Source organism: Pantoea sp. GM_Pan_3, assembly GCF_026541045.1.
GTDB lineage: Bacteria > Pseudomonadota > Gammaproteobacteria > Enterobacterales > Enterobacteriaceae > Pantoea > Pantoea anthophila.
Window position 1 is genome coordinate 14,219 of record NZ_JALNVA010000003.1, and the last position, 12,285, is coordinate 26,503.

General features: G+C 54.0%; 11 protein-coding genes and 5 tRNA genes. 2 read left to right on the plus strand and 14 right to left on the minus strand.

The window, feature by feature from the left end; translation table 11 throughout:
- The first annotated feature begins 23 nt into the window (after positions 1-23).
- Both OXR04_RS10535 and OXR04_RS10540 read left to right on the plus strand, forming a co-directional pair.
- Positions 24-824, plus strand: coding sequence for an inner membrane protein YpjD (locus OXR04_RS10535; RefSeq protein WP_009086884.1), 801 nt, complete (start codon positions 24-26; stop codon positions 822-824).
- 15 nt (positions 825-839) lie between these two features.
- Positions 840-2,126, plus strand: a complete 1,287-nt coding sequence (locus OXR04_RS10540; RefSeq protein ID WP_033736021.1) for an HlyC/CorC family transporter — start codon at positions 840-842, stop codon at positions 2,124-2,126.
- Positions 2,127-2,187: 61 nt separating this feature from the next.
- Here OXR04_RS10540 and luxS read toward each other — a convergent pair whose 3' ends face one another.
- From luxS to pncC, 14 genes are all read right to left on the minus strand, one after another.
- On the minus strand, positions 2,188-2,703 hold the full coding sequence (gene luxS, locus OXR04_RS10545) for an S-ribosylhomocysteine lyase (RefSeq protein WP_009086888.1): 516 nt from the start codon (positions 2,701-2,703) through the stop codon (positions 2,188-2,190).
- Positions 2,704-2,853: 150 nt separating this feature from the next.
- Entirely contained in the window at positions 2,854-4,461 is a 1,608-nt protein-coding gene (gene gshA, locus OXR04_RS10550) for a glutamate--cysteine ligase (RefSeq protein ID WP_267370109.1), read from the minus strand.
- Positions 4,462-4,492: 31 nt separating this feature from the next.
- Complete coding sequence (locus OXR04_RS10555) at positions 4,493-4,921, minus strand: YqaA family protein (RefSeq protein ID WP_046102439.1); 429 nt, start codon at positions 4,919-4,921, stop codon at positions 4,493-4,495.
- Positions 4,918-5,484 (minus strand): fructose-1-phosphate/6-phosphogluconate phosphatase, encoded by a 567-nt coding sequence (yqaB, locus tag OXR04_RS10560; RefSeq protein WP_046102440.1) that lies wholly within the window; start codon positions 5,482-5,484, stop codon positions 4,918-4,920. The genes OXR04_RS10555 and yqaB overlap by 4 nt, the downstream gene beginning before the upstream one ends.
- A 399-nt stretch (positions 5,485-5,883) precedes the next feature.
- Positions 5,884-5,960 (minus strand) — tRNA-Arg (locus tag OXR04_RS10565).
- A gap of 60 nt (positions 5,961-6,020) precedes the next feature.
- Positions 6,021-6,097, minus strand: a tRNA-Arg gene (locus OXR04_RS10570).
- A gap of 60 nt (positions 6,098-6,157) precedes the next feature.
- Positions 6,158-6,234, minus strand: a tRNA-Arg gene (locus tag OXR04_RS10575).
- Between the two features lie 84 nt (positions 6,235-6,318).
- Positions 6,319-6,395, minus strand: a tRNA-Arg gene (locus OXR04_RS10580).
- An 8-nt stretch (positions 6,396-6,403) separates the two neighbouring features.
- Positions 6,404-6,496: transfer RNA gene (locus OXR04_RS10585), tRNA-Ser, on the minus strand.
- A 282-nt stretch (positions 6,497-6,778) separates the two neighbouring features.
- Positions 6,779-6,964, minus strand: coding sequence for a carbon storage regulator CsrA (gene csrA, locus OXR04_RS10590; protein ID WP_008927091.1), 186 nt, complete (start codon positions 6,962-6,964; stop codon positions 6,779-6,781).
- 249 nt (positions 6,965-7,213) lie between these two features.
- Entirely contained in the window at positions 7,214-9,841 is a 2,628-nt protein-coding gene (gene alaS / locus OXR04_RS10595) for an alanine--tRNA ligase (protein WP_267370103.1), read from the minus strand.
- A gap of 133 nt (positions 9,842-9,974) precedes the next feature.
- Positions 9,975-10,499, minus strand: coding sequence for a regulatory protein RecX (locus OXR04_RS10600; protein WP_082668227.1), 525 nt, complete (start codon positions 10,497-10,499; stop codon positions 9,975-9,977).
- Between the two features lie 123 nt (positions 10,500-10,622).
- Positions 10,623-11,690, minus strand: coding sequence for a recombinase RecA (gene recA / locus OXR04_RS10605; protein ID WP_009086899.1), 1,068 nt, complete (start codon positions 11,688-11,690; stop codon positions 10,623-10,625).
- Positions 11,691-11,785: 95 nt separating this feature from the next.
- Entirely contained in the window at positions 11,786-12,280 is a 495-nt protein-coding gene (gene pncC, locus OXR04_RS10610) for a nicotinamide-nucleotide amidase (RefSeq protein WP_267370100.1), read from the minus strand.
- Positions 12,281-12,285: the final 5 nt, after the last annotated feature.

Consider the following 12,285-nt stretch of genomic DNA (forward strand, 5'->3'; position numbering starts at 1 on the left):
TCTGACTGAACCTGAAAGGATCTATGTTCGTTTTCCCGATAGTGGCGCTGTTAGCCTACTCCTTAAGTCTTGCCCTGATCATTCCGAGCCTGCTGAAGCGTAATGGCGGCTGGCGGCGAATGGCGATGCTCTCTGCCTGTGTGGCGCTGGTGACACACGCGGTAGCCCTGCAGCAGCGCATATTTGCGGTTGATAGCGGCCAGAATTTAAGCCTGCTCAACATCGGTTCACTGGTCAGCCTGTTGATCTGCGCCATTATGACCATTGTGGCGTCACGCAACCGCGGCTGGTTGCTGCTGCCGATTGTCTACAGCTTCGCGCTGATCAATCTGGCCTTTGCGACCTTTGTCCCTAATGCCTTCATCACCCACCTGGAAACGACGCCAGGCATGATGATCCATATCGGCCTGTCGCTCTTCGCCTATGCAACGCTGATTATCGCTGCCCTCTATGCGCTGCAGCTGGCATGGATCGATTACCAGTTAAAAAACAAGCGTCTGGCGTTTACGCAGGATATGCCGCCGCTGCTGACCATCGAACGCAAGATGTTTCATATCACGCAGGTCGGGGTCGTTCTGTTAACGCTGGTGCTCTGCACCGGTCTGTTCTACATGCAGGATCTTTTCAGCGCCGAAAACGTCGATAAAGCCGTGCTTTCGATTATCGCGTGGTTTGTTTATATCGTTTTGCTCTGGGGACACTATCATGAAGGCTGGCGTGGTCGCCGCGTCGTCTGGTTTAACTGCAGCGGTGCGGTGCTGTTGACCATGGCTTACTTCGGCAGTCGCATCCTGCAGCATCTGCTTGTCCCTGTCTCTCATTAAAAAGGAAGTTCTGCGTTGGAACATGTTTCAACCACCACGCTGATTATTATTCTGTGCGTCATGGTTCTGGTCTCCGCCTGGTTTGCCGGGTCGGAAACCGGCATGATGACGCTTAATCGCTATAAGCTGCGACATCAGGTGAAAAACGGCAGTCGCGCTGCGCGCCGGGTGGAAAAGTTACTGCGGCGTCCCGATCGGCTGCTGAGCCTGGTATTAATCGGCAATAACCTGGTGAATATTCTGGCCTCCGCCCTCGCCACCATCGTCGGCATGCGCCTGCACGGTGACGAAGGGGTCGCCGTCGCGACCGGTATCCTGACCTTCGTCGTGCTGGTCTTTGCTGAAGTGCTGCCGAAAACGGTAGCCGCGCTCTATCCGGAGCGGGTCGCCTTTCCCAGCAGCCTGCTGCTGGTCCCGCTGCAATACATCATGCTGCCGCTGGTCTGGCTGCTGAATACCATTACCCGTCTGCTGATGCGGATGGTGGGAATCCGGGCTGAAGGCGCAATCAGTTCTGCGCTGAGCAAAGAGGAGCTTCGCACCATCGTCTATGAGTCACGCAGCCTGATGTCGCGCCGTAATCAGGATATGCTGCTCTCGGTGCTCGATCTGGAGAAGGTCAGCGTTGATGACATCATGGTGCCGCGTAATGAGATTGTCGGTATCAACATCAGCGATGACTGGAAATCAGTCGTCCGCCAGCTGAGCCACTCACCGCATGGCCGCATTGTCCTGTTCCGCGACTCACTGGATGACTGTGTCGGCATGCTGCGGGTGCGTGAAGCCTGGCGCATGATGACCGAGAAAAAAGAGTTCACCAAAGAGATGCTGCTGCGCGCTGCGGATGAGATTTACTACATCCCGGAAGGAACACCGCTCAACACCCAACTGGTAAAATTCCAGCGCAACAAAAAGAAAACGGGCCTGGTGGTGGATGAATATGGTGACATCAAAGGACTGGTGACCATAGAAGACATTCTGGAGGAGATCGTGGGAGATTTTACCACCTCAATGTCGCCGTCGCTGGCCGAAGAGGTGATGCCCCAGAATGATGGTTCCGTGCTGATCGAAGGCAGTGCCAGCGTGCGTGAAATCAACAAGGCGTTTAACTGGCATCTGCCAGAGCAGGAAGCCCGCACCATCAACGGTATGCTGCTGGAAGCGCTGGAGGAGATCCCCGCTATCAACACCCGCGTTCAGATCGGTCACTACAATATCGATATCCTGGACGTGCAGGACAACATGATTAAGCAGGTGCGCATCACGCCGAAGACCCCGCTGAAAAAATCGGTCGGTTCCTGAAGCCATAAAAAAACGCCGCAATCGACACGATGCGGCGTTTTTTTTAGCCGGGCAGCTCTGACTAGATGTGCAGTTCTTTCAGCTTTTCAGCAGGCAGTTTCAGATCTTCGTTACGGTTAACGCCGATCTCATGCGCCAGCACGTTGCGGGCAATCTGCTGCGCTTCATCCAGTGAGTGCAGTTTGTAGCTGCCACACTGGTATTCGTTCAGCTCAGGGATCTGGTTCTGATCTTTCACTTTCAGAACGTCTTCCATCGCCCCTTTCCACGCTTTCGCCACGCGCTGCTCATCTGGCGTACCAATCAGGCTCATGTAGAAGCCGGTACGGCAGCCCATCGGCGAAATATCGACGATTTCCACACCGTCACCGTTGAGGTGATCACGCATAAACCCGGCAAAGAGATGCTCCAGCGTATGAATGCCACGCTCAGTGAGGATATCAATGTTCGGGCGGCAGAAACGCAGGTCAAAAACGGTAATCGTATCGCCATGCGGAGTCTTCATGGTTTTCGCAACGCGGACCGCCGGTGCGCCCATGATGGTGTGATCAACGGTAAAACTATCCAGTAGTGGCATACGTCACCTCCTGTTCTGAGAATTTTTTTAAAAACGATGAAACTTTTCTGTTCGCCCAACGTCTGAATATATGAAAGACGCGCATTTGTTATCATCATCCCTGACAACAGAGATGTTAATTTGGCCACATTGATGTGGCCTTTTTCTTTTCTACCCTTCCCGGCTCGCCAGATACGCTTCAAAATCCAGCTTATCGTTCGCTTCCAGCTGCTGCTGCGCCGCGACAGATTCCTGCGCCTGACGCGAGAAATCCTCTTCGGTCAGCACCTCCAGCGGCTCTTCACAGAGCAGATGACGATACTGTTCAGCCAGCGCCACGCCGGTTCCGGTCACACCATTATCCTTCATGGCCTGCAGAATGCGCGCCGAGTAGGTTAGCTCAGGATCGTCGAACGATGCTACCAGTTGATCGCAAACCTGCTGATATTCCGTGCTCGCCTGATTGTTGCTATCTAACACTTCAGCAACCCGACGCAGATCGGCAAACAGGGTTTTGCCCACTTCAACCAGCGAATGTTCCGCTTCACCACAACCCACGGCAATTTTCTGATCCGGTTTACGGCCTTCCAGCACCACGCGGTTCCAGTTTTTACGGGTACACTGCAGCTCTTCTGCACTCATCTCCGGCGCATCGGCCAGCGTACACCAGATCAGGAACAGGTCGAGGAAGCGCACCTGGTTCTCATCGACCCCGATAGCCGAGAACGGGTTGATATCCAGTGAACGGACTTCAATGTACTCAATGCCACCACGCAGCAGCGCGTCAGATGGCGCTTCACCGGAACGGGTCACCCGTTTTGGCCGGATTGGCGCGTAGAGTTCATTCTCAATCTGCAGCACGTTGGTATTGAGCTGCAGCCACTTGCCGTCAGCATCTTTCGTGCCCATGCCCGCAAACTCTTCTGATGGCGTTTTGATCGCTTTCTTCAGCGCCGTGACATAGCCTTCCAGCGAGTTAAACGTAATGCCCAGCGAGCTTTGCGATTTATTGGTGTAGCCGAGATCGCTCAGACGCAATGAGGTTGCATAAGGCAGCCACATTGTATCTTTGTCGTTGGTTTCAAACGGCAGCGGACTCTCACGGCCCTGCAGGAAGCTGGAGCTGATCGCTGGCGATGCGCCAAACAGATAAGGGATCACCCAGCCGAAGCGATAGTAGTTGCGGATCAACCGCAGGTAGCCCGCCGAGATGGTCTCTTTTCCGCTCTCCACATCTTTCACATCCGCCCACTCCTGCCAGAAGGAAAGCGGCAGCGAGAAGTTGTAGTGAATGCCGGAGATGGTCTGCATCAACGCGCCGTAGCGGTTTTTCAGGCCCTGACGATAGAGGGTCTTCATCTGACCAATGTTGGATTGACCATACTGTGCCAACTCAATATTGTCCGCATCGTCAATCACGCACGGCATACTGAAAGGCCACATACGCTCGTCACCCAGCTCACGGGCAACGTGACGATGGATATCGCGCAGGAAAGCCAGCATGTGATCGATGCTGTGATCCACTGGGGTAATAAACTCCAGCAACGTTTCGGCAAAATCGGTGGTGATCCAGTCATGCTTCAGCGCCGACCCCAGCGAGGCCGGATGTCCGCTTTTTGCCAGGTCGCCATTTGCCTGTACGCGCAGTGTTTCACGCTCGATGCCACGGCCAATGCCCTTTAGAGCATTGGGATGCGCTTCCAGCCAGGAGAGCGCTTTAGAGACGTCCGGGATCACATTCCCCCCCCGCTGTGATAATAATTTATTTTTGTTCAGCATAATCTTAACCGTAGCCTCGAATCTGTGCGAATCAATGCCACCATTCCATACCCTGTAATGTGGCTATCGCGATAACGATATAACGCAGTGTTTTACCGACAGCGAGAAACAGCATCACTGGCAGCCAGGCGAACCGTAACCAGCCCGCGAGAACGCAGAGCAGGTCACCTATCACCGGTAGCCAGCTGAAGAGCAGCGCTGCAGGTCCCAGCCGGTGCAACCACGTCATTGCTGTGTCATGCCATCGCCCCTGACCTTTTAACGGCAGCAGGCGACCAATAAGAATGTTCGTTAAGCCGCCCAGTGTGTTTCCCAGTGATGCGGCTAAAAGCAATCCGTAAACTGATGTCTTTTTTGCTATCAATAGTGCTATCAGCAGTGCTTCAGAACTTCCAGGCAGAAGCGTCGCACTCAAAAAACTGCTGCCGAACATGGAGGCATAGGTGAGGATGTCACTCACAGTAAGCGCACATCCACCACATCCATCCCTGCCGCTTTCGCGGCCTGAATGCCAAAATCGGCATCCTCAAAGACCACACACCGTTCAGGCGCCACACCCATCAGCGCTGCGCAGCGCAGAAAGGTTTCTGGCTCGGGTTTGTGTCGCTTCACATCATCAGCACCCACCACAGCCGAAAACAGCTCACGCACGCCCAGTTGCGTCAGTAACGCCTCCGCCATGCTGTGCTCGCTTCCGGTGCCCACCGCCATCGGACGACGCCCGTGGTACGCTTTAGCCACTTCCAGTAAAGGCAGCGGTCTGACGTTGTCCAGCAGCATCGCTTTCACGGCAGCGGTTTTCTCTGCGGCAAGAAGATGGGGATCGAGAGACGACTGATTGGTGTCAATGATGAACTGCGCAAGCCGCCAGGCGGGTGCGCCATTGAAGTCGATAATACGTGCTTCATCCAGCGTTAATCCGTAGTGCGCCAGTACCTGACGCCACGCTTTTCGATGTGTCGGCTCTGTATCCAGGATCGTGCCGTCCATATCGAAAATCAGGGCGTCATAGTGATCGTACATTGTCACTCCGGACATTCATCAAATGAGACATTACTTTAGCCTAATGTGGACAGGTTGTCGCCAGGGGGGATGAACAGCAAATGCTTTGAAAGCATTAACAATTTTTCTTTTCAGATAAAGGTGATCGTGCGCGACCAGCGATAACAGTACGAATTTTCAGCGATTTTTTAACAATCGTCTGGTGCCAGGGCGGCGGCGCACCTGCATGAGGGGCAAACTGCAGCGGGTTAAGCAGGACAGGTGTGGCTGGGCGTTGCTTAAGATGAAATGATGAATCTGTTACGCAGATGAGGCTGAAAAGCCGCGTGGATGGAGCCAGAGAAAAAGAGAAGAGCGTGAATGCGGGCTGGACGCAAATTACGTCATGGCACACTGAGGCGCTGACAATATCTGAGAATATGGTGCATCCAGGAGGATTCGAACCTCCGACCGCTCGGTTCGTAGCCGAGTACTCTATCCAGCTGAGCTATGGATGCATTGAGGGTATTGCGTTTTTTATGGACGTTCAGAAACTAACCTGAGGATGTTACAAAGAATGGTGCATCCAGGAGGATTCGAACCTCCGACCGCTCGGTTCGTAGCCGAGTACTCTATCCAGCTGAGCTATGGATGCATTGGGGTGTTGCGTTTTTTTATGGACGTTCAGAAATCAACCTGAGGATGTTACAAAGAATGGTGCATCCAGGAGGATTCGAACCTCCGACCGCTCGGTTCGTAGCCGAGTACTCTATCCAGCTGAGCTATGGATGCATAAATCTGATTCTTGTACAACGCAGGGTGCTGACTACTCACCATGAAAGGAATTGCTAATTCGCTTTATTTCTTTATTTTCGATGGTGCATCCAGGAGGATTCGAACCTCCGACCGCTCGGTTCGTAGCCGAGTACTCTATCCAGCTGAGCTATGGATGCATCGAAAATGGCGGTGAGGGAGGGATTCGAACCCTCGATACAGCTTTTGACCGTATACTCCCTTAGCAGGGGAGCGCCTTCAGCCTCTCGGCCACCTCACCTTACGCTTTCTTTCGAACCGTGCTTCTGAACTTGTTTCTGCTCATCGGCACTGCGTGGCGCACATATTACTTTCCCGGACTTTTAAGTCAAACAATTTTTCCGAAACTTTGTTTGATTGAGCAAATCACACACAATTGGAACAAAATGGCGGCAAAAAGAGTGAATTATCAACAATGAAAGAGGAGGACCTTAACAAAACGGAGAACAGCGGGAGAGAACAAAGGGTGGGATTTTTTGCAGAAAGCGGTAGCGCCTCGCACAGGTGCGAGACGCTGAATCCGTTAAACGCTGGTCTGTTGCGTTTTTTCAGCCTGGATGCGTTGATAGATCTCTTCGCGATGCACAGACACTTCTTTCGGCGCGTTAACCCCTATACGAACCTGGTTACCCTTAACACCCAGCACCGTTACCGTTACCTCATCACCGATCATGAGGGTTTCACCAACTCGACGAGTTAGAATAAGCATTCTTTGCTCCTTGAAAGATTAAAAGAGTCGGGCTTGTACAGGCTCCCGGCATTATCCATCATTTAACGCTGCGCATTGACTATGAGGAATACACCAATGCACATCGATGCGCCAATACATTCTGCTGATAGTTAGTTTAGCCGAAATACACTACATCAACCTGACTTTGTCATTTGCTGCTTTAGCATCGTATTAAAAAGCGCCGGAACCGGGGTTCTGACGCTTCTGACCATGCTTTGTTTTATTTCATTACAGGCGGCTGCTAACCCAGCTCTCAACCCCTGCCAGCGCGCCTTTCAGCGCCTCAGCATCGTTACCACCCGCCTGAGCCATATCCGGACGACCACCGCCCTTCCCGCCTACCTGCTGCGCCAGACCGGCAATCAACTCGCCTGCTTTAACACGGTCGGTCAGATCTTTGGTCACACCCGCGATGAGCGATACCTTGCCTTCCGCCACCGTCGCTAACACGATAATCGCCGATCCCAGCTGATTCTTGAGATCGTCAACCATGGTACGCAGCATTTTCGGGTCAACATTGCTGAGCTCGCTCACCAGCAGCTTCGCCCCTTTGACATCAATGGCATTGCTGCTCAGTGACGCGCTCTCCTGCGCAGCCTGCTGATCGCGCAGTTGCTGCAACTCTTTCTCCAGAGCCCGGACGTGGTCAACCAGACCGCGTACCTTCTCGTTCAGGTTGCTGCTGTTCGCTTTTACCAGCTGCGCAATATCCTGCAGCTGGCTGCTCTGCGCGTTGACCTGAGCCAACGCACTTTCACCGGTAATCGCCTCGATACGACGGATGCCGGCAGCGGTGCCTGACTCAGCCTGAATGCGGAACAGACCGATATCGCCAGTGCGTGCCGCGTGGGTTCCCCCACACAGTTCGACAGAGAAGTCACCCATGGTCAGCACGCGAACACGCTGATCATACTTTTCGCCGAACAGGGCCATCGCCCCTTTAGACTTCGCCGCATCAAGATCCATCACCTCGGTTTCCACCGGCAGGTTGCGACGAATCTGTGCATTGACGATATCTTCGACCTGACGAATCTCCTGAGGTTTCATCGCTTCAAAATGCGAGAAGTCGAAACGCAGATATTTGTCATTAACCAGAGAGCCTTTCTGCCCCACGTGCTCACCTAAAACCTGGCGTAATGCGGCGTGCAATAAGTGGGTGGCAGAGTGGTTAAGACGGATGCGTGCACGACGTGCCGCATCAACCTGCGCCTCAAGGCGGTCGCCGATACGCAACTGCCCGGCGGTCAGCTTACCGACATGACCGATTGCCTGACCATATTTTTGTGTATCCTGGACGCTAAATTCAGCATTCTTCCCTTTCAGCAGACCGGTATCGCCAACCTGACCACCCGATTCGCCATAGAATGGCGTTTCATCCAGCACAACGACGGCATCCTGACCTGCGGACACTTCATCCACCGCCTCACCTGCAACATAGAGTGCTTTTACTGTGGCGGCTAAATCGAGCTGGTCGTAGCCTTTGAAGGAGGAAGCCGCATCGATGCGGATTACGTTGCTGTAGTCAGCGCCGAAGCCGCTCGCTTCACGGGCACGCTGACGCTGCTGCTCCATCGCCTGCTCGAAGCCCGCTTCGTCGATTTTCAGATTGCGTTCGCGGCAGACGTCAGCGGTTAAATCCGCCGGGAAACCAAAGGTGTCGTAGAGACGGAAGACGATCTCACCATCCAGGGTGTCGCCCTGCAGTTTTGCCAGCTCCTCGTCCAGCAGCGCCAGTCCGCGTTCCAGCGTGCGGGCAAACTGCTCTTCTTCGCTTTTCAGCACCTGCTCAACCTGAGCCTGCTGGCGCTGCAACTCTTCGCCTGCGGCACCCATGACCTCAACCAGCGGCGCAACCAGCTTATAGAAAAAGGCCTCTTTGGCACCCAGCATGTTGCCATGACGCACGGCACGACGAATGATACGACGCAGCACGTAGCCCCGGCTCTCATTGGACGGGATCACACCATCGGCAATCAGGAAGGCGCAGGAGCGGATGTGGTCGGCAATCACGCGCAGCGATTTGTTGCTGAGGTCAGTCGCCCCGGTAACCTGCGCCACAGCCTGAATCAGTTTCTGGAACAGGTCGATTTCGTAGTTAGAGTTGACGTGTTGCAGAACGGCAGAAATGCGCTCCAGACCCATCCCGGTATCAACCGAAGGTTTGGGCAGCGGCAGCATGGTGCCATCCGCCTGGCGGTTGAACTGCATAAAGACGATGTTCCAGATCTCGATGTAACGGTCACCATCCTCTTCCGGGCTGCCTGGCGGGCCACCCCAGATGTGATTGCCATGATCGTAGAAAATCTCGCTGCACGGACCACACGGACCGGTGTCACCCATCTGCCAGAAGTTATCTGACGCGTAGGCGCCGCCCTTGTTGTCGCCGATGCGAATAATGCGCTCGCGTGGCACACCGATCTCTTTTTCCCAGATCGCGTAGGCTTCATCATCGGTTTCATAAACCGTTACCCACAGACGCTCTTTTGGCAGGCCGAACCACTGTTCGCTCGTCAGCAGTTCCCAGGCAAAACCAATCGCCTCTTTCTTGAAGTAGTCACCAAAGCTGAAGTTACCCAGCATTTCAAAGAAGGTGTGGTGACGCGCGGTGTAGCCGACGTTTTCAAGATCGTTGTGTTTTCCGCCCGCGCGCACGCAGCGCTGCGACGTGGTCGCCCGTGTGTAATCACGTTTGTCCTGACCGAGGAACACATCTTTAAACTGGTTCATCCCGGCGTTAGTAAACAACAACGTTGGATCGTTATTCGGTACGAGGGAGCTGCTGGTTACAACCTCATGTCCCTTGCTATGAAAAAAGTCGAGAAACGCCTGACGGATCTCAGCAGTGCTCTTGCTCATATATGTCCTGGAATCACGCTAACGAACGTTCCCACCGATCGGTGCGACCCCATTTTCCTGGTGCCGGATCAGCGGAACAAAAAGTGGGAATAAGATAAATTTTCTTCAGTGGGAAGTAAAATTACATCGGCCCTTAGTCATCAAAATTTCTGAAAACAGACTGGATATCTTCGCTCATAAACCCTTTTGACTGCAGGTAGCGTAGTACTTTCGCTTTCTCTTTCCACTCGACAGGCAGCGGATGCCCGAATTTTCGTTCGGCCAGTTCCGCCGCACAGGCAGCCCAGTCCACCTCCGTTTCTTCCATCGCAATATCAATGGCTTCGCGGTCAATGCCTTTCTGGGCCAGTTCAAGACGGACACGCTGGGAGCCAAAGCCTTTCCGGCTGCGGCTCTGAATAAACCGTTCAGTGAAACGCGTGTCATTCAGCCAGCCGTTCTCCTGACACCAGTTCAGCACCTGCTCCAGCAGCGCATCGGTGATGATCTCAGGCTCTTTTTTTTGCGCCCATGCCGCACGCTGCGCCGATTGCTGCAGCTTACGCGCCAGCTCTGCACGGCTGTGATCGCGCTGGCCCAGAATACGCATCGCGCGGTCAAGCAGGCGGGAATAGGAGACAACATTGGATTGGGGTTGGGGCTGAGTGGATTCAGTCATACTGCGCACCTTGTACAAACAGGGGAAAGATTATGGCGACAGAACAGGACAGAGGGAAGGCAGGAGAGGGACAGAGGGAAGTAAAAACAACGGGAGAGGCGTTCGCCTCTCCCGTCTTAGTCATCAGAAGTCTTCGTTCGCTTCGCTGGCTGCGTTCTCATTCTCAGCAGATTTGTCTGCTTCGAGTGATTCATCCGCGCCGTTGAGCAGTAACTCACGTAACTTCAGATCGATTTCGTTTGCCACAGCCGCATTCTCTTTCAGGAAGTTGCTGGCATTCGATTTACCCTGACCAATCTTGTCGCCATTGTAGCTGTACCATGCACCCGCTTTTTCAATCAGCTTGTGCTTCACGCCCAGGTCAACCAGCTCACCGAAGGTATTGATCCCTTCACCGTACATGATCTGGAATTCAGCCTGTTTAAACGGCGCGGCGATTTTGTTTTTCACCACTTTAACGCGGGTCTCACTGCCGACCACGTTATCGCCCTCTTTAATCGCACCGATACGGCGGATATCAAGACGGACAGAGGCGTAGAACTTCAGCGCGTTACCGCCGGTAGTGGTTTCCGGGTTACCAAACATCACACCAATCTTCATACGGATCTGGTTGATGAAGATCAGCAGGGTGTTTGACTGCTTCAGGTTACCGGCCAGCTTACGCATCGCCTGGCTCATCATACGTGCCGCGAGGCCCATGTGTGAGTCACCGATCTCACCTTCGATTTCCGCTTTCGGCGTCAGCGCCGCAACGGAGTCGACGATGATGACATCGACCGCGCCAGAGCGGGCCAGTGCATCACAGATCTCCAGCGCCTGCTCACCGGTGTCCGGCTGCGAGCAGAGCAGGTTGTCGATATCGACGCCCAGCTTCTTGGCATAGACCGGGTCAAGCGCATGCTCGGCATCGATAAAGGCACAGGTTTTGCCTTTACGCTGAGCTGCGGCGATGACCTGCAGGGTCAGCGTCGTTTTACCGGAAGACTCAGGTCCGTAGATCTCAACGATACGACCCATTGGCAGACCGCCTGCGCCTAATGCGATATCCAGCGAAAGCGAACCGGTAGAGATGGTTTCCACATCCATTGAGCGGTCTTCACCCAAGCGCATGATGGAGCCTTTACCAAATTGTTTCTCAATCTGGCCCAGCGCGGCAGCTAAAGCCTTCTGTTTGTTTTCATCAATCGCCATTTCAACTCCTAATCAAGCTGGGTAAACACGCACTCAGGGTGCCTGCACTCTTTCTGTTGCCGACAATTATACTGTATAGTCATACAGTATCAAGTTTAATTTGTCAGAAATTCGCCATACAGTGTCTGCAGGGCCCATGCCACCGACTGGCGGCGTACGGCATCACGATCGCCGCTGAAATGCTGCTGAAAAGTCAGCACTTTATCTTTAGGGCCGGCCAGGCCAAACCACACCGTGCCGACCGGTTTTTCTTCACTGCCGCCATCCGGTCCGGCGATGCCGCTGACTGAAATGGCATAGTCTGCCTGAGCGGCCTGACGGGCACCCTGCGCCATCTCCCGCACCACCGCCTCGCTGACCGCACCATACTGTTCCAGCGAGGCGGCCTGTACGTTCACCAGCTGCTGTTTTGCCTCATTACTGTAGGTCACAAAACCGCGTTCAAACCAGGCGGAACTGCCACTGATATCGGTAAAGACCTTCGCAATCCATCCGCCGGTGCAGGATTCCGCACAGGTGACGGTGGCGTTGCGCTGCTTCAGCTTCTCACCTATCTGCGCGCTAAGCGCCTGCAGTTGCTGATCATCCATTGCGA

What these genes read in the sequence shown, in the direction of transcription:
- OXR04_RS10535 (WP_009086884.1), top strand. Translation starts at nt 24, where the DNA reads ATGTTCGTTTTCCCGATAGTGGCGCTGTTAGCCTACTCCTTAAGTCTT.
- luxS (WP_009086888.1), bottom strand. Translation starts at nt 2,703, where the DNA reads ATGCCACTACTGGATAGTTTTACCGTTGATCACACCATCATGGGCGCA.
- gshA (WP_267370109.1), bottom strand. Translation starts at nt 4,461, where the DNA reads ATGCTGAACAAAAATAAATTATTATCACAGCGGGGGGGGAATGTGATC.
- yqaB (WP_046102440.1), bottom strand. Translation starts at nt 5,484, where the DNA reads ATGTACGATCACTATGACGCCCTGATTTTCGATATGGACGGCACGATC.
- csrA (WP_008927091.1), bottom strand. Translation starts at nt 6,964, where the DNA reads ATGCTTATTCTAACTCGTCGAGTTGGTGAAACCCTCATGATCGGTGAT.
- alaS (WP_267370103.1), bottom strand. Translation starts at nt 9,841, where the DNA reads ATGAGCAAGAGCACTGCTGAGATCCGTCAGGCGTTTCTCGACTTTTTT.
- OXR04_RS10600 (WP_082668227.1), bottom strand. Translation starts at nt 10,499, where the DNA reads ATGACTGAATCCACTCAGCCCCAACCCCAATCCAATGTTGTCTCCTAT.
- recA (WP_009086899.1), bottom strand. Translation starts at nt 11,690, where the DNA reads ATGGCGATTGATGAAAACAAACAGAAGGCTTTAGCTGCCGCGCTGGGC.
- pncC (WP_267370100.1), bottom strand. Translation starts at nt 12,280, where the DNA reads ATGGATGATCAGCAACTGCAGGCGCTTAGCGCGCAGATAGGTGAGAAG.